The organism is Wandonia haliotis, assembly GCF_039523435.1.
Classification (GTDB): Bacteria; Bacteroidota; Bacteroidia; order Flavobacteriales_D; family Crocinitomicaceae; genus Wandonia; species Wandonia haliotis.
The window spans coordinates 380548-397689 of sequence record NZ_BAAAFH010000011.1 but is presented as its reverse complement, the minus strand read 5'-3'; the positions used below and the strand labels follow the sequence as shown (position 1 = coordinate 397689).

Here is a 17142-nt window from a genome sequence, read left to right as displayed (position 1 = left end):
GTATTCGAATTATAACAAATGTACTGTTTTTTTTAGCAGTACCAATGGGTTTACAAGGATTAACAGATAAGCGAAAAAACCTATCGTCCGAGCGCAAACATAACAGGTCGTTTATCTATTTTAGCCGGAAGCTTATTAAAGTCTTTTACACAAACTGTCATGGCAAATCCGGTAGGTGATGTAAGGTCACAGGCAACACAAACTTTTGTTTCAGGTTCCAGTACTTCGTACATATCCTCCAAAACATGTACATTTCGAAAAGGAGTATCCATAAACAATTGTGTTTCTCCGGTTTTCTTTACCGTATATTCCAATTCTTTTATAAAACGGTTTCTTTCCTTTCTGTCTTTAGGTAAGTAACCTGAGAAACGAAATGCCTGACCGTTAAACCCACTGGCCATCACTGTTAACAGAATAGAAGAGGGACCTACCAATGGTTCTACGGGAATTTCATTTTCATGTGCAAGACTTGCTAATTCAGCTCCCGGATCAGCTACTCCGGCACATCCGGCATCTGACAGCATAATGACATTCTCTCCGTTTCTGAGTGTCTGTAATGCTTTACTTAATTCCTCGGGATTACGTTTCTTATTTATTATAAAAAAGTTAGAATCGTCAATCGGGAATTGTTTGTCCAACTTCCGAAGATACCTCCTTGCATTTTTCAAATCTTCAACTGCAAAGTTTCTCGCAGCAGTTATAATTGATGCGACGTCTGTCGGAATTACGTGTTGCCATTCGTCTGTACCCAATGTGTTGGGTGCCATATATAATTTACCTGTTGCCATTAGTATTCTCCGTTTTTCAATTTTTCTATTATTCGGTCTGTTGTTTGATCTACCATAGTAAAGACATCAATAAATCCTTGTTGTCCTCCGAAATAGGGGTCGGGAACATTTCTATCACTCCCCGGATGAAGTTCATTCAGAAATAAATGTACTTTTCGTTTGTCCTCTTCGCTTTTTGCCAGTTTAAGAATGTTACGCAGGTTTGAATCATCCATGGCAAAGATTACGTCAAATTCGCTAAAATCAGCCGTGGAAAATTGTCGGGCTCTCAAAGTATCCAGTGGGAAACCTCTTTCTGAAGCAACGGCTCTCATACGAGCGTCCGGAGCTTCACCTGTATGGTGAGCAGAAGTTCCTGCCGAGTCAACAATAACATTAAGTCCTTCGCGGGAAACTTTGCTACGCAATATACCGTCCGCAAGAGGAGAGCGACATATATTACCTAAACAGACCATTAGTATTTTTGTCATGGTACAAAAGTAAAAAAGCCCTTCGTATTGGGAAGGGCTTACTGAAAATTATTACTGGATAGAGAGTTTCTTTTCGAGATCTTCGAGATAGACTTTAAATTGCTTGTCTGTTTCTGAAAGATTATTGACAGTTCGACATGCATGTAACACCGTAGCGTGATCTTTTCCTCCACAATGCGCACCAATGTTTGCTAATGATGATTTTGTCATCTTTTTTGCAAAGTACATGGCAATCTGACGTGCCTGAACGACTTCACGTTTCCGTGTTTTTGATTTCAATAATTCGATCGGTAAATCGAAATAATCACAAACGACTTTCTGTATGTAATCAATAGATACTTCGCGTGCTGTGTTCTTGACGAATTTATCAATCATTGATTTGGCTAAATCAAGAGTGATAGCTTTCTTATTTAAAGAAGCCTGGGCAAGGAGGGAGGTTAAAGCACCTTCCATTTCACGAATGTTTGTATTTATACTATAAGCAAGGTACTCTACAACTTCAGAAGGAAGTTCTATTCCGTTGCCATACATTTTCTTTTCAAGGATAGCGATTCTTGTTTCCAGATCAGGAGCCTGAAGATCGGCAGAAAGTCCCCATTTAAAACGCGAAAGCAAACGTTGTTCCATTCCCTGCATTTCAACAGGTGGCTTATCCGAAGTAAGGATAATTTGCTTTCCGTTCTGATGAAGGTGATTAAAGATGTGGAAGAATACATCCTGTGTTCTTTCTTTTCCTGAGAAAAACTGAACATCATCGATAATAAGTACATCCATCATTTGGTAGAAATGGATGAAATCATTGGTTGTATTGTTCTTTAATGCATCAATAAACTGGTGAGCAAATTTTTCAGAACCAACGTACAGCACCGTTTTATTCGGATTGTTATTCTTAATCTCAATTCCTATCGCATGTGCCAGGTGAGTTTTACCCAAACCAACACCTCCGTATATAAGAAGCGGATTAAAAGCAGTACCTCCCGGTTTATTTGCTACAGCATAACCCGCAGAGCGAGCTAAGCGATTGCAGTCACCTTCAATAAAATTTTCAAAGGAATAGGCAGGATTCAGGTTTGAATCTACATTCACCTTTTTCAGTCCCGGAATAATGAAAGGATTGCGGATTTGCTTTTCCGCAACATCAATAGGCATTGTGACCGGTTTATTTTTTAAAGAGCTTTTGTTGGTTGCCGGTAATTTAACTGTATAAGGATTGGATTTGCCACTACCGTTGTTTTCCATAACAATACTGTATTCCAATTTCCCTTCTGTGCCAAGCTCTTTCTTTATCACTTTGCGAAGCAGAGAAATATAATGTTCTTCTAACCACTCGTAAAAGAAGTGCGAGGGTACCTGAATAGTAAGAACGGACTGTTCCAACTTCACGGGAACAATAGGTTCAAACCATGTCTTGTACGCTTGCAAAGGAAGGTTATCCTTAATCACCCGCAGGCAGCTCTCCCATATTATCTCGTGGTTGGCACTCATAATAGTTCTATACGGTTTTTATTAACTTATTGTGTGAACAACTTTTACCTCAACATTAACTTATTGCTTAATACAGAGTTAAAAGTAGCTTTAAATCGACGAAGCAAATATTTACATAAAAAAGTTAAAAAAAAAGTAAAATCACTCTTGATTATTTAAAAAGTTTTACTTGTCGAAAATTTAACTGGTCGGCGAAAAAATGTTGTTCGTAAACAAAAAATGGGGAATGATTGCCAATACCTTGATGTATGTAAAATTCCGGAAATAATAGATTTCAAATATACTAAAAAAAGAGGAGTTCCTCCGGTTGAATCTTGATATTATTGGTAATTTTATACCTTGCTCAAGGGAAAAGAGAAGATGTTATGGAAGTAAATTTCAGTCACACAACCAGTTTACGGGTACGATACGGAGAAACAGATCAGATGGGGTATTGCTATTACGGTAATTATGCCCAGTATTTTGAAGTTGGTCGGGTAGAAGCAATGCGAAGTCTGGGGATGAGTTATCGCAAATTGGAAGAATCGGGTATTATGCTTCCAGTGTCTCATTTTTCGGTAAAGTATATTAAACCTGCTTTGTATGATGATCTTTTGTTAATAACAACCCGTATCACGGGATTAAAAGGAACAAAGCTCGAATTTGAATACGAGATCAAAAATGAAGGGGGAGATTTACTTTCCATAGCTTCAACAACACTCATATTTGTTGACAAAGTTTCTATGCGCCCCACACGACCTCCTAAAGAGTTTGTAGGGTTATTGGAACAATTTATTCAAAACGGAAAAAAGGTATAGAATTGAAGAAAGATTTTGCATTTATTGATGCACAACGACAAAGTGCACATTTGATAAGAAGAAATGGTGAAGTGAAAGTGGGAGAAAAGATCACTTTTGCTTCGGGTTCCATAGAAGAGTCATTACAGAGTTTTAAAGGACAATATGTGCTGCTAGGGATCGAAGAGGATATCGGCCCAAGGGCAAACGGTGGTTTTGGAGGGGCGATGAGTGCGTTCAAAGCATTTTTGTCACGTTTTCTGAATATGCAGGCCAACCAGTTTATGAATACGGATAATCTAATGATTCTCGGTCGCGCTAAATTTGAGTGTGTGGAAACGGAGTTTGAAAGTCTTCGACAAGCAGTTGGGGAAATGGATGAATTCCTCACAGAGATTATTGCGAAGATTTATACCTATAATAAAGTGCCTGTAGTGGTAGGAGGCGGACATAACAATGCCTATCCGTTAATGAAGGCTTACTTTCAGACTGTTGGAAGAACACTGGATGTTGTAAACCTTGATCCACATGCTGATTTCAGATCTATGGAAGGAAGACACAGTGGAAATTCCTTTTCGTATGCGAAACATGAAGGATACCTTAATTCATACACAGTACATGGTCTACATAAACAGTATAATAGCCAGGAGATGTTACTTCGTATGGAAAAAGAAGGGGTCATTTTTTCTTGCTTTGAGCACTACCTTGACGGGGAACGTGTTTTATGGTCTGACGCAGGAGAGTATGCAGCGATTCACAAAGAAGGATATGGTGTAGAATTGGATCTTGATTCGATCGAAAACATGCCATCAAGCGCCATGACTCCTGTGGGGTGGAGCTTGTTTGACACCAGAAGATGGTTGCGACAACTGGCTAAAGAGAATCCCGTGTATTTTAACTTTACGGAAGGAGCTCCGGATCTGGATTCAAACGGAAATTACAAAGTAGGAAAAGCACTGGCTTATTTTGTGTCGGATTTGATTGAAAAATAAGTTCAGATAAAAGCAGGTAGGTGTCCTAATTTATAGTATATTAATTGAATATGAGGAATTCGGGTGGTTTTTGGGATGTTGTACTACATTTTTTCCCTTTCCAGTTGTTTTTTTGGCAACTCCGAATGAATCTTTTCTCTATGCTCGGTTGGGCTCTGTTATTTTCATTCATATCGGGAACAGGAGCTCATTTTGGAGTTCCTTATCTTTTTTATTCTCCTGAATATCTGGGGGAAGTCAGTGAATTTGCGTTTCTGGTAGTGGGATTTGGCTTCGGGGGGTACGTTACCGCTTATAATTTATATTCTTATATTGTCCTGGGGCCTTACTTTCCTTTTATTGCTACGGTATCGCGCCCGTTTGCAAAATTCTCTACTAACAACTTTCTTGTTCCTCTTATTTTTCTGATATATTATGCCTATAACCTTATTGTCTTTCAGGTTAATCAGGAGTTTGCTACTGTTTCAGAAGCTTTGGGGTATCTGGCAATGTTCTTATTGGGAATGTCCTCTTTTATGGCACTGGCATTTTTCTATTTTTTCAGAACCAATAAAGATGTTTTTAAACTTAGTGGAAGAACGGAAAAAGAATTTCAGGAAGAATTCAAAGCGAAGCCATTCAATGCTACTTTACATAAAGAAGAATCCTGGTATAAAATTTTCTCCAGAAGAAAGGACGGGAAGCATTATTATCTTGGGGCATGGCTTCGATTAAGACGTTCTCGTGACTGGATGCATTACGATAGAACTTTGATCGAAAAAGTTTTTTCACAGAACCATATTAATGCATCACTGTTTGAGCTCTTTATTCTGGCATCATTCCTTGTTCTGGGGATTTTCAGGGAAAATGAGTTGTTTGTAGTACCCGCAGGTGCTTCGATATTACTTATTTTTTCGATTATATTAATGATTATCAGCGCTATATTTTCATGGTTAAAAACATGGACTTATTTTGTATTGATTCTCTTCTTCGTCTTCATTAATTATTTATCAAAAGACAGCGGATTTAATCAGTTTAATAATTATGTCTACGGATTGGATTACTCTATCGAATCAGATAAAACCGGGGAGACAGACCTTATTCGGCAGCACATGGATTCCAGCCGTATCGAGAATGATCGAAATGCATATCTAGAGGTATTGGAAAACTGGAAAGAAAGAACCGGAGAAAAAAAACCAAAACTGATTCTGGTCAACACAAGTGGTGGTGGCGCAAGGAGTGCATTATGGACGTTCATAACACTTCGTCGGTTAGATTCTCTTTCCGGGGGGAGTTTTAGCAGACATACCCAAATGATAACCGGGGCATCCGGAGGAATGATCGGGGCGGCTTATTACCGTGAGCTTGTTTTACGATCGAGAACAGATAGTTCTATTGATTCATTGTTCCCTCGTTTTACGCGTAATATGGGAAAAGATCTTTTAAATCAGGTTTCTTTCACCATTACAACAAACGACCTGTTTTATCGCTATCAGAATTTCAATTACAATGGAATAACCTATCTCAAAGACCGTGGATATGCATTTGAGCAGCAATTGCATGCAAATACAGAGTATGTACTTGAAAAAAAACTGGGAGACTATACATTACCGGAGGAAAAGGGGATCATTCCTGTAATGATTTTTTCTCCGACTATAGTTAATGACGGCAGACGACTCCTGATTTCCAGCCAACCATTGGGATTTATGCAGTTAAGCAGACGTAATTTAAAAGGAGATTACGAAGCAATTGTTGAAAATTTTGAATACGGACTGGTCACGGAGGAATATCATCCGGAAAATACGCGCTTTAGTTCTGTATTACGTATGAGTGCCACTTTCCCTTATATCCTTCCTATGGCTGTTCTTCCTGGAAATATGAATTTCCATATCATGGATGCAGGAATACGAGATAATTACGGAACCAAAACCACGCTGAATTTTATGACCATCTTCAGAGATTGGATAAAGAAAAATACATCCGGTGTAATTGTATTGCGTATTCGTGACCTCAAAAAAAACAGAACGGGAGTAGGAAAAGGGAAGTTGTCCATGGTTGATAAGTTGTTACTCCCCTTTGGGAATATGTATGGGAATTTTCCATTTGTTCAGGATTTCGATCAGGATGAAGCACTGATGTTGGCGATGCCTGGATTGAACTTTCCGGTTGATATTCTTTCTATCAATCTGAGAGAGTCGGTAGATGACAAGATTTCCTTATCCTGGCATTTAACAACATTTGAGAAGAAACAAATTACATCTTCCCTTGACAGAGTTGATAATCAGATGACGCTTCACAAAGTCTTACAACTGATAAATGGTGAGGATGAATAAAAATCAGTGTATATCCCTCTTTTTATCTGTTTTCTTTATTGTACTAATCTGTAAAGAAGGGATGGCACAACAAAATTGCAAGTATAGTATTGCTACCGATCATTTTGTCTCCCGGACTGGGATTTATGGCGGAATTCAAGGTGGGATTACCTTTGCAGACTGGGTATTTGATATTGGAACGGGATATAACTGGCAAAACCTGGTACAATTCACGTATTATTCTCCTTATATAAGTGGTGGTGTCGGATATCAATTAGTAGGGACGGAAAAAATTAGTGTAAGCTTTGGGTTAAATTATCAATTGCATTGGAACAGATACTTATACAACACAAAACCTAAAATTCATGCGTTATATTATCAGTATAAATTAAAAATTGGAAAAAATAAACTCTTTTTCCTTCAGGAAACAGGAGTAGGAGCTATGATAAGAACCAGTTTTCCTGAATCAAATCACCTGGTATGGGATATTAAATTAGCCATCGGTATAGGGTATGCGTTTTAACAGATACATATTGTTTCTTTTTATCTTTCTGTTTTCGTGTAAAAAATCTGAAACAGGAGAAAAATATACAGCGTTGATTATAGGTCATGCTGGCGCAGGATTGCACGTTGATCTTCATTCTTTTCCGGACAACTCTTCTGAAGCAATTGCTCATGCGATTTATTCAGGAGTGGTTGCAGTTGAAATAGATGTTCAAATGACAATAGATCATCAATTAGTAGCGTTTCACGACAATTATCTGGATTCACGAACGACTTATACCGGATGTATAGGTTCTACGACCTGGGAAGAACTTAGTTCAGTAGCATACTCCTTATATCCCGGATATAGCCCTGAAAAATTAAATGAAATTGACTTCTTCGGGTGTCAACAAGTATTTCTGGATTTAAAATTTTTTAATCATTGTACGGAAGAAAGTGTTTCGTATGAAATGATAAAAACCGTTCTTTCGGATTTTATCTCTTCTTCCGCATTACCGCAGGTAGTTCTGATCTCGACCAATAGTAGTTTATTAGCCTATTTATCTGATCTTCCGGTTCATCTAGCTTATGAAGAAGTGGATTATACCAAACTGAAAAATCAGGTTGTAATTCATGAAATAGAGTATTGCGTAATCCGAAACTCTAAAATAACAAAGGAACAGGTAGATGAATTACAGGCTTTAGGGAAAAAAGTCATTATTTTTGATGCAAAATCATTTGAAGGGAATCAAACTGTTCTGAAGAAAAAACCAGATTACCTGATGACAGATGATTTGGTAAGTGCATTATCATTAACCAAGTGAAGTTATGGCAAAGAAAAAGAAGGAAAAAGTTAATGTTGTTTATTCGACAAATCCCGATTTCAGTTTTGAATACGAAGAAGAAGATACGTTGGAAACACTAGCTCCTGAAAAACAAGTATTATACGTTTCAATTGATCGTAAACAGAGGGGAGGAAAGGAAGTTACATTGGTGGAAGGATTTGTAGGGACAGAAGAGGACTTAAAAGATCTTGGAAAACTACTTAAATCCAGGTGTGGAGTAGGTGGCTCAGCCAAAGACGGAGAAATTATTGTGCAGGGAAGCTTCAAAGATAAAGTAGCGGAATTACTTGAAAAAGAAGGGTATCGGGTGAAGAAAAAAGGAGGGAATTAGAATTGTCTCTTTTTTATCATGATTCTCTGATAAAAAACCTTGTCGGAAAGAAATAGTTTGTTAATTTTGCGGCGGGGTAAGTCTCACACGACCAGCTCCTGCCTAATCCCCCAGGACGGGAACGTAGCAAGGGTCGGTGGTCGTAGCGGTGCGATGTGAGTAGCTTACCCCACTTTTTTTACCCTGAATTTTCTAAAAAATAAGTATAAAAAAACCACGCAAATTTTGCGTGGTTTTTTCGTTTATATCTTTATCTACTACAAGTGAATCACTTCGTCGTATGCAGCGGCAGCCGCTTCCATAACAGCTTCGGACATTGTAGGGTGAGGGTGAACCGTTTTGATCAGCTCATGTCCTGTCACTTCCAGTTTACGGACAGCAACAATCTCTGCGATCATTTCAGTTACGTTAGCACCGATCATGTGTCCTCCAAGAAGTTCACCGTATTTGGCATCAAATATCAATTTCACAAAACCATCTTTTGCTCCCGCAGCACTTGCTTTACCAGATGCGGAGAAAGGAAATTTACCAACCTTGATATCGAATCCGGCATCTTTGGCAGCTTTTTCAGTATATCCAACAGAAGCAATTTCAGGAGAACAGTAAGTACATCCAGGAATGTTTCCGTAATCTAGTGCTTCAGGAGAGTGTCCTGCTATTTTTTCCACACAAATGATACCTTCAGCAGAAGCCACGTGTGCCAATGCAGGTCCAGGAACGATGTCTCCAATAGCGTAATATCCCGGGATGTTAGTTTGGTAATAATCATTAACCAATACTTTTCCTTTATCTGTTGCAATACCTACATCTTCTAGTCCAATTCCCTGAATATTTGTTTCAATTCCAACAGCAGACAGCACAACATCGCATTCAATTGTTTCTTCTCCTTTTGCAGTTTTAACCTTAACTACACAACCCTTTCCTGAAGTGTCTACAGCCTCAACAGAAGAATTGGTCATGATTTTCATACCTTTTTTCTTGAAAGTGCGTTCCAATTGTTTGGAAACTTCTTCATCCTCAACAGGAACAATGTTTGGCATAAATTCAACAATTGTTACATCTGTCCCCAGACTATGATAGAAGTAGGCAAACTCCACTCCGATAGCTCCTGAACCAACTACAACCAATGATTTTGGTTGTTTCGGCAACGACATTGCTTCGCGGTATCCAATTACTTTTTTACCATCTTGCGGAAGGTTTGGAAGTTGGCGTGATCGTGCTCCGGTAGCAATGATAATACCTTTCAAAGCAGCAACTTCAGTAGTCTTTCCGTCAGCATCAGTTACAACGATTTTTTTTCCTGGAAGAAGTTTTCCTGTTCCCTTGATAACATCAATTTTATTCTTCTTCATAAGGAACTGAATACCGTTACTCATTCCTTCAGCAACTCCACGACTTCTTTTGATCATCCCTTCGAAATCCGCTTCAGCGCCTTTCACATTGATTCCATAATCAGAAGCGTGGTTAATGTATTCGAAAACATTAGCACTTTTCAAAAGCGCTTTTGTCGGAATACATCCCCAGTTCAAACAGATTCCACCTAAAGATTCTCTTTCAACGATTGCTGTTTTCAGACCTAGTTGCGAAGCGCGGATTGCAGCTACATATCCTCCAGGACCACTACCAAGAACAATAATATCGTAACTCATACTTTTTCTAAATTATTTAACGTGTGGTGCGAATTTACGCAAATTTCCTTTAATCATACTTCTAATAAAAACCGAATCTGAGAATTAGAGAAAACAAGTCATATTGATTAGATAAAAAACGGTTTTGTTAAGAGAATATATAATCTTGAAGAATTGGAGTTTAGAACGATAAAAGCATTATTTTTGTCTACAATAAAAGGAAAAACAATTATGAATTTAACAAAAGCAGTATGGATTTTAACGCTTTCTATTGTTTTAGTGGCATGTGGAAGCAAGGTAGAGAAGGGGAGTCTTGAGGGACGTGTTGTGGCTCTAGCAGAAAATAAAGAACAGGTATTTTTGATTTCATCTATTGATCTGGATGCTATAATCAGTAAATCAGGAGCATTTGAAGGAGCTCTTCCTGAGCAATATGCTTCTACGGCAAAACCTTATAAAGAGGCTTTGTATAATTCGGTAAATCTTGAAAAGTCAGTTTTCATTCTTTTGGAAGGACCTGTTGAAAGAGATAGCCCGAAGCGTTTTACTTTACTATTTGAAGTAAAAGATCCTGCTGCAATGAAAAAAGAATTCAAAGAGGTCGGACTTAATCTTGAAGGGTCAGATAAACTTTCTACTGCGTTAAACCGGGAAGCAGGATTGGCGTTAGTCGATAATAAGATTGGTATGTTGGTAACCAATACGGATCGTAATGAAATGACAGCCGAACTTTTGAAAGAATATGTTAAGGTTTCCGAAAAGAAATCAGAGAACAATGAATTAGCTGAAGCAATAATTACAAAAGCAGATATTACCGGTGTTGCTCTATTAGATAGATTATATGGAGCAATGAATATTTCGGATGTTTCTGAAGGGACTGTTCAGAAAATGAAAGACATGTCGAAGGATTCTTATATAGTGGGAACGATCAATTTTTCGAAAGGACAAGTTGACATGGAAATAAAGAACTACTGGGGAGAAAATATGAAGAAATACCTTCCTGTTTATACATCACCTGTTTCCTCCGAAGCTATAAGTTCATTAGGGAAAGGAGCTCCGATTTTTGCACTAGCGATGAATATGGATTTCAAAAAAATGATTGATAATATTTATATCAATCTGGAGGAATCAGAAAAGAATGATGTTGACCAAGCATTCATGATGGCCGGAGGAAAAGAGAAAGTCTCCAATATGTTTACAGGAGAAATGGCTTTTGCTGCTTATAAAGGAGTAACTGATAGCGATCCGATTTTTAATGGTTTTATTGGTTTGAATGACGCAGAATATCTTAAAAATCTGGTTAACGGTTTTGGACCAATGGCAGGAATGACTACTGGAGATGATGGTGTGTACACTTTCGGAAGTGACGCTAAAATGAAATTAGATAATAAATCAATGATTTTCTCTACAAGTGTAGAAGAGTTTGATCAACTTTTAAGTGCCGGAGGAAATAAAATAGAAGCTCCTCAGGGAGTTGACTTCGGGAAACATCCGATATCTATGTTTGTAGACTTTACAAAATTAGATCCAAAAGATTTTCCTTCGGATACCAAGATGTTTATTAATGAACTTTCATACTTCTCTGTTGCTGGTGATGATAACGGAGTTAAAGCAGTTTTAAAATCGAAAAACGCGGAGAAGAATATACTTCAGCAACTTATTGAATTGGGGGTAGAATCTATCAATGCTAAGGTAGATTACAATTATGACGATGAATACACCATGGAAGAAATCCAGGAACTTGAAGAGGAAATGGATGAAGACTGGGAGAACGAATTCTAAGTAATTACTCCTGAAAAATAATAAAAATCCGTCATTTTAAGTAAATGACGGATTTTTATTTCACTACATATCAGTTGTTTATATGTACCATCGTAAAAGTACTGTATCCCATTACGTAATTTTACGGACACCTCTTTCGATTGCAATCCTTAATTTGGTCAAAAATACTACACATGGCTTTTAACGGAACAGAAGGAGATCCTATAGATCTTAACAGTGCTATTACTATGACTAGTCGATTCAGAACTGATTTCCCTAATGAAATTCAAGGGTTTTATATTGGTTCTGCTGCAATAAATGACATTTTGAATCAAAGTAATTGCGTAGGGATAAGAATTTACAACGCAATTAATGATTTTGGTAAAAAGACGTTAGTTTTTGTTGGTGTCGATACTAATGAATCTGATATGACCAGTGGGGTGATTATTGATAAGGTACTTCCTTGTCCTCCTCATTGTTCAAAAAGTGTACTAAATGAAACTGAAGATTAATTTTTACAACTACCTGGTTTAAATGTTTCTGGGGATTGCTGTCTTAACTATAGTTTTTGGGTTTATTCCGTTGGCAATTTTTCTTCTAACACGGAGGGACCTTTCCCCGGAAACTTTCTTTATGTTTCCATACATTTTATTGGTAGGAGTAGGAGGTTTTTTCGAGTTGTTATTGACCTATTTTCTCAAAGTTGATGCAACTTATTTATTCTCAATTTATACATTACTTGAGCTTCCTGCGATCTACTACTTTTTTTATAAAGCTCTTTACCCCAAGCTGGGAAAAGGCTTTTCTGTTATATTCATATCTCTGTATGTACTTATCTGGATTGTTGATATTTGTAAATTTTCAGGAATCGCAGTTAGTCAGCCTTTTGCAACGGTGTACATAATTCTCAGCGTTATTCTGCTTAGTATCATGTGGTTTCGGAAAGTTTTTATTGAATTTAAGATTCCCATACTTTGGAAGAGTACCATGTTTTATTTTGTTTCTGCAATACTTTTGTATTATTCGGGGACTTTCTTTTTATTTTTGATGGCAGAAGTAATCATTGAAGCCAAAGATTTATTTATACTTGACTTCTGGTTTATCAATATTACACTTAGTTTACTTTTAAAAACTATTCTGACAATTGCAATTTGGCAGGGGCGAATGAAATAACGATCGTATTCTGGATTGGAACATTTACCATGTTCTTTCTTGCTGTTTCTCTACTTTTTCTGGTTGTTTTTTATCAAAACAGAATGATGGCCAGAAGGAGAGAAGAGGAGCGAGCCATCCTACAGGCAGTACTTGAAGCGGAAAAACGAGAGCGCATACGGGTATCGGCTGATTTGCACGATGGAGTTTCAGGTTATTTAAATTCAATTCGCAATTACCTCAGTATTTTGAAAATTCAGAACAAAAATGAAGATGTAAATGAAATTGTTCAAGGTATAAAAGATGGTGTGGAAATGGCTCTGGAAAGTACCCGCAACATCAGTCACAATCTTATGCCTGCTATAATGGATACTCTTGGAGGTGCTCATGCTATTGAGGATTATCTGGATAAACTAAATCAAAACGGTACAATCGAGTTCACTTTTTCTAATAGCTGTCCGGATTTACTGATTCTTTCTGAAACAGGATATGAAATATACAGGATTGTTCAGGAAACAACCACTAACATTCTTAAGTATTCTGATGCTACTCAGGTAAATGTAATTTTGTGCAAGAAAGAAGTAAAAGAAAATACAGTGCTTCATATCATTATCTCAGATAATGGGATGCTTTTTAATATTAAAGAAGCCATGAATGCAATTACCGGAAAAGGATTGAAAAATATTCAGGCACGATTAAAAGTATTACAGGGTGATCTGGATTACGAAATTAGAGAGAATAAAAATTACGTAACTTATAAAATTCCTATATACCATGATACAAGTAGCCCTGGCGGATGATCATTTGCTGTTTCGCAAGAGTATGAAAATGCTTATCGATTCTTTTGAGGGAATGTCTTTGGTGCTCGAAGCTTCTAATGGTAGAGAATTATTAATGAATCTTTCTCAATATGAAGTTGATGTGGTATTACTTGATGTTCAGATGCCTGAAATGGATGGTAAAACAACCTGTCAGATTCTAAGACAAAATCATCCGGATATTAAAGTTTTGATTTTATCACAACTGGAAAGCAGGGAGTTGATTATTCAGATGATGGAACTGGGAGCGCATGGATTTTTTACCAAGAATTCGGAACCTCACTTGATTCAGCATGCTATCAAAAGTCTTGATGACAATGGGTTTTATTTCGATCAGCAGCTGACAAATGTATTAAAGGGAGCTGTTGAATGGGATAAGAAAAACCGCAATAGTATCAGTGATCCTGAGAAAGTGGAATTCTCTGATCGCGAGCAGGAAATTATGTTAGGTGTGTGTAGGGAAAAGAGTATGTTGGAGTTATCGGAAGAATTTGAAGTTTCTCCACGAACAATCGAATCACATAAACAACGAATGATGAATAAAGTAGGAGCACGAAACTTTATTGGAGTTATTGTTTACGCTGTCAAAAATGATTTAATAGACCTGAATGAGGTGTAGCCTAGTTAAGAGGTGGTTGGTTACTTCAAACACTTAAAATAATCGAAAGGCTCAAGACAGTCATTACACTGATAGTGTGCCTTGCATGCAGTTGATCCGAACTGACTGATCATACGGGTGTTTTTCGATTTGCAGAGCGGGCAGGGAACAATAGCAGGGTTTGCAAATAAAACACTTTTATCAACTTCGTTCTGAGGTGGTGCAATCCCATACTCCTCCAGATTCTTTCTTCCCTTTTCAGATATCCAGTCCGTTGTCCAGGCGGGGGAGAGTACCGTAACAATTTTGGAAAGAGGAATATTATTTTCCTTCAGAATCTTCTTTATTTCCTGTTCAATCGTATGCATAGCAGGGCAACCAGAGTATGTGGGAGTAATCGTCACCTCTACACCATTACCTTGATTTTCAACATCCCGGATAATTCCGAGATCAACAACAGAAAGAACAGGAACTTCCGGATCTTTGACTTCTTCCAGAAGCTCCCATATTTTTTCTGTATTTTTTTTAATCTCTACCATTGCATGTTAGGATATGCTCGCTGCATATATTGCATTTCTGATAACAAGTATCCCATATATTCGGTATGTCTTCCCTGACGACCTCCAAGTTGCATATATCCGTATTCAGGCATCGTTAGCGTGGCACGTTCAAATACTTGTTGTACATGATCGTGCCAGATTGTTTTTATTCTTGCTAAATCTACACCTACGCCTTCGGCTATCATGATTTCATCAACCTGATCCATTACAAACATTTCACCGGTATATTCCCAAAGATCATTTACCGCTTGTTGGATGCGTGTGTGGGATTCTTCTGTTCCATCACCTAAACGGATGATCCATTCCGAAGAGTGTTTAACATGATAGGTAACTTCTTTCAATGATTTTTCTGCTATAGCTGCAAGTTGACTATCCGAACTCTGCGTTAACTCTTTAAAAAAGTGGTAATGGAATACATCAAACAGAAACTGACGAGCCATAGTCACACCAAAATCAATATTCGGGTGTTCTACCAAAAGTAGATTTTTGTATTCTTTTTCGTAGCGTAGAAAAGCTAATTGATCCTCATCTCTGTCTTTTCCTTCTACTTCAGCAGCGTAAGCCAAAAGACTTGTAGCCTGTCCGATAAGATCAAGTGCAATATTCGTCATCGCAATATCCTCTTCCAGTACCGGTCCATGTCCGCACCACTCCGAAAGACGCTGACCTAAAATAAGGCTATCATCTCCGGCGCGTAAAGTATATTCAAATAAAGCTTCTTGTTTTGTCATTGTCTGATTAAATTACATGTGAGAAACACCATCCGGTACTTTGTAGAAAGTAGGATGTCTGTATACTTTACTGTTCGATGGTTCGAAAAATGCTTCGGCATCCTCAGGACTTGAAGCGTAAACATTTTTAGATTCCACCACCCAGATACTTACTCCTTCTGAGCGGCGTGTATATACGTCACGTGCATTTTCTATTGCCATTTCAGCATCAGCAGCCCTTAAACTTCCAACATGCTTATGATCGAGTCCCTGTTTACTTCGTATAAAAACCTCCCAAAGAGGCCATTCTGAATTACTCATTGCGTTTTGTTTTTCGTTAATAGTTTTTTAGAAGAGAATAAAAGTCCGTTGTATTAACCGGCTTTTTTCATTCTTTCTTTTTGCTTATCAGCATAAGCTCTGGCAGCTTCACGCACCCACATTCCGTTTTCTTTCGCTTTACGTCTGTCGTCGATACGTTTCTTATTACAAGGTCCGTTTCCTTTGATCACATTGTAAAACTCCTCCCAGTTAATTTCTCCAAACTCCCAATGTCCTGTTTCTTCATTAAACTTAAGATCTGCATCAGGAATGGTTAATCCGATAAGGTGAGCCTGGGGAACTGTAGCGTCAACAAATTTTTGACGTAGCTCATCATTCGTGTGGCGTTTGATTTTCCAGGCCATTGACTGTGCCGTGTGTTTTGAATTTGCATCACTTGGACCAAACATCATCAGAGCAGGCCACCAAAAACGATTCAAAGCATCCTGCGCCATTTCCTTCTGGATAGGTGTTCCATTAGCTAGGGTTGTCATGATTTCATACCCTTGTCGCTGATGAAAGGATTCTTCCTTACATACACGAACCATTGCACGGGCATACGGTCCGTACGAAGTACGACAAAGAGGTACCTGATTCATAATTGCAGCCCCGTCTACAAGCCAGCCAATAGCTCCCATATCTGCCCAACTAAGAGTAGGGTAGTTAAAAATACTGGAATATTTTGCCTTTCCGGTATGCATATCATCAATGGATTCCTCCCTGTCTGCTCCCAGAGTTTCAGCAGCACTATACAAGTATAATCCATGACCAGCCTCATCCTGTACTTTAGCCAGAAGAACTGCTTTTCGTCTCAGGTTAGGAGCTCTTGTAATCCAGTTACCTTCCGGTAGCATCCCGACTATTTCAGAATGGGCATGTTGGGTAATTTGCCGTATTAACGTTTTTCGATAATCATCCGGCATCCAGTCTTTAGGCTCAATCTTGATATCTGCTTCAATTTTGGCCTGAAATTGTTTTTGTAGTTCTATACTATCTTTTTCAGACATAATATGATTCCTCCTCGTTTTTCTCTATTGCAATTTTACGAAATTATTAGCGTTTTTCTTAACTTTTTGTTGAAACATGATAAAAATCATCTGGCTATAAGTTACTTGTGTTTTTCCTGCGGTTAA

19 protein-coding genes and 1 other RNA gene are annotated in these 17142 nt (G+C 38.0%); 12 read left to right on the top strand and 8 right to left on the bottom strand.

Annotated features, from left to right (window positions below; all coding sequences use genetic code 11):
• Window positions 1-80: 80 nt before the first annotated feature.
• Genes ABDZ97_RS09975 through dnaA form a run of 3 tightly spaced genes read right to left on the bottom strand, consistent with a single transcriptional unit; the run spans window position 81 to window position 2743 of the window.
• Window positions 81-788 (bottom strand): SAM-dependent methyltransferase, encoded by a 708-nt coding sequence (locus tag ABDZ97_RS09975; protein WP_343787132.1) that lies wholly within the window; start codon window positions 786-788, stop codon window positions 81-83.
• Window positions 788-1258 (bottom strand): low molecular weight protein-tyrosine-phosphatase, encoded by a 471-nt coding sequence (locus ABDZ97_RS09970; protein ID WP_343787130.1) that lies wholly within the window; start codon window positions 1256-1258, stop codon window positions 788-790. Before ABDZ97_RS09970 ends, ABDZ97_RS09975 begins: the two co-directional genes overlap by 1 nt.
• Before the next feature lie 51 nt (window positions 1259-1309).
• Window positions 1310-2743, bottom strand: a complete 1434-nt coding sequence (gene dnaA, locus ABDZ97_RS09965; protein ID WP_343787128.1) for a chromosomal replication initiator protein DnaA — start codon at window positions 2741-2743, stop codon at window positions 1310-1312.
• A 365-nt stretch (window positions 2744-3108) separates the two neighbouring features.
• Here dnaA and ABDZ97_RS09960 point away from each other — a divergent pair, with 365 nt between their 5' ends.
• The 7 genes from ABDZ97_RS09960 to ffs all read left to right on the top strand — a co-directional run bounded on the left by ABDZ97_RS09960 (window position 3109) and on the right by ffs (window position 8628).
• Complete coding sequence (locus tag ABDZ97_RS09960; protein WP_343787126.1) at window positions 3109-3540, top strand: acyl-CoA thioesterase; 432 nt, start codon at window positions 3109-3111, stop codon at window positions 3538-3540.
• Between the two features lie 2 nt (window positions 3541-3542).
• Window positions 3543-4511, top strand: a complete 969-nt coding sequence (locus tag ABDZ97_RS09955) for a formimidoylglutamase (protein WP_343787124.1) — start codon at window positions 3543-3545, stop codon at window positions 4509-4511.
• 50 nt (window positions 4512-4561) lie between these two features.
• Window positions 4562-6823 (top strand): patatin-like phospholipase family protein, encoded by a 2262-nt coding sequence (locus tag ABDZ97_RS09950; RefSeq protein WP_343787122.1) that lies wholly within the window; start codon window positions 4562-4564, stop codon window positions 6821-6823.
• Window positions 6816-7325 (top strand): hypothetical protein, encoded by a 510-nt coding sequence (locus ABDZ97_RS09945; RefSeq protein WP_343787120.1) that lies wholly within the window; start codon window positions 6816-6818, stop codon window positions 7323-7325. The genes ABDZ97_RS09950 and ABDZ97_RS09945 overlap by 8 nt, the downstream gene beginning before the upstream one ends.
• A complete protein-coding gene (locus ABDZ97_RS09940; RefSeq protein WP_343787118.1) occupies window positions 7315-8109 on the top strand; it encodes a glycerophosphodiester phosphodiesterase in 795 nt (264 codons plus the stop codon). Before ABDZ97_RS09945 ends, ABDZ97_RS09940 begins: the two co-directional genes overlap by 11 nt.
• A gap of 4 nt (window positions 8110-8113) precedes the next feature.
• The gene (locus ABDZ97_RS09935; RefSeq protein ID WP_343787116.1) at window positions 8114-8461 is read left to right on the top strand and encodes a translation initiation factor; all 348 of its coding nucleotides are present in this window, start codon (window positions 8114-8116) and stop codon (window positions 8459-8461) included.
• Window positions 8462-8535: 74 nt separating this feature from the next.
• Window positions 8536-8628, top strand: an RNA gene (ffs, locus tag ABDZ97_RS09930) — signal recognition particle sRNA small type.
• Between the two features lie 90 nt (window positions 8629-8718).
• Here ffs and lpdA read toward each other — a convergent pair.
• Complete coding sequence (gene lpdA, locus ABDZ97_RS09925) at window positions 8719-10110, bottom strand: dihydrolipoyl dehydrogenase (protein ID WP_343787114.1); 1392 nt, start codon at window positions 10108-10110, stop codon at window positions 8719-8721.
• A 210-nt stretch (window positions 10111-10320) separates the two neighbouring features.
• Between lpdA and ABDZ97_RS09920 the strand changes: the two genes are divergently transcribed.
• The 5 genes from ABDZ97_RS09920 to ABDZ97_RS09900 all read left to right on the top strand — a co-directional run bounded on the left by ABDZ97_RS09920 (window position 10321) and on the right by ABDZ97_RS09900 (window position 14439).
• A complete protein-coding gene (locus tag ABDZ97_RS09920) occupies window positions 10321-11871 on the top strand; it encodes a hypothetical protein (protein WP_343787112.1) in 1551 nt (516 codons plus the stop codon).
• Between the two features lie 173 nt (window positions 11872-12044).
• A complete protein-coding gene (locus tag ABDZ97_RS09915) occupies window positions 12045-12362 on the top strand; it encodes a hypothetical protein (RefSeq protein WP_343787110.1) in 318 nt (105 codons plus the stop codon).
• Window positions 12363-12483: 121 nt separating this feature from the next.
• On the top strand, window positions 12484-13023 hold the full coding sequence (locus ABDZ97_RS09910) for a hypothetical protein (protein ID WP_343787108.1): 540 nt from the start codon (window positions 12484-12486) through the stop codon (window positions 13021-13023).
• Window positions 13002-13802, top strand: coding sequence for a sensor histidine kinase (locus ABDZ97_RS09905; protein WP_343787106.1), 801 nt, complete (start codon window positions 13002-13004; stop codon window positions 13800-13802). The genes ABDZ97_RS09910 and ABDZ97_RS09905 overlap by 22 nt, the downstream gene beginning before the upstream one ends.
• Window positions 13777-14439, top strand: coding sequence for a response regulator transcription factor (locus ABDZ97_RS09900; protein WP_343787104.1), 663 nt, complete (start codon window positions 13777-13779; stop codon window positions 14437-14439). The genes ABDZ97_RS09905 and ABDZ97_RS09900 overlap by 26 nt, the downstream gene beginning before the upstream one ends.
• A gap of 20 nt (window positions 14440-14459) precedes the next feature.
• On the opposite strand, the gene paaD is transcribed toward ABDZ97_RS09900, so the two are convergent.
• Genes paaD through paaA form a run of 4 tightly spaced genes read right to left on the bottom strand, consistent with a single transcriptional unit; the run spans window position 14460 to window position 17016 of the window.
• Complete coding sequence (gene paaD, locus ABDZ97_RS09895; RefSeq protein WP_343787102.1) at window positions 14460-14957, bottom strand: 1,2-phenylacetyl-CoA epoxidase subunit PaaD; 498 nt, start codon at window positions 14955-14957, stop codon at window positions 14460-14462.
• The gene (paaC, locus tag ABDZ97_RS09890; protein WP_343787100.1) at window positions 14951-15709 is read right to left on the bottom strand and encodes a 1,2-phenylacetyl-CoA epoxidase subunit PaaC; all 759 of its coding nucleotides are present in this window, start codon (window positions 15707-15709) and stop codon (window positions 14951-14953) included. Before paaC ends, paaD begins: the two co-directional genes overlap by 7 nt.
• Before the next feature lie 12 nt (window positions 15710-15721).
• Entirely contained in the window at window positions 15722-16009 is a 288-nt protein-coding gene (paaB, locus tag ABDZ97_RS09885) for a 1,2-phenylacetyl-CoA epoxidase subunit PaaB (RefSeq protein ID WP_343787098.1), read from the bottom strand.
• A gap of 53 nt (window positions 16010-16062) precedes the next feature.
• Window positions 16063-17016 (bottom strand): 1,2-phenylacetyl-CoA epoxidase subunit PaaA, encoded by a 954-nt coding sequence (gene paaA, locus ABDZ97_RS09880; RefSeq protein WP_343787096.1) that lies wholly within the window; start codon window positions 17014-17016, stop codon window positions 16063-16065.
• Between the last annotated feature and the right edge of the window lie 126 nt (window positions 17017-17142).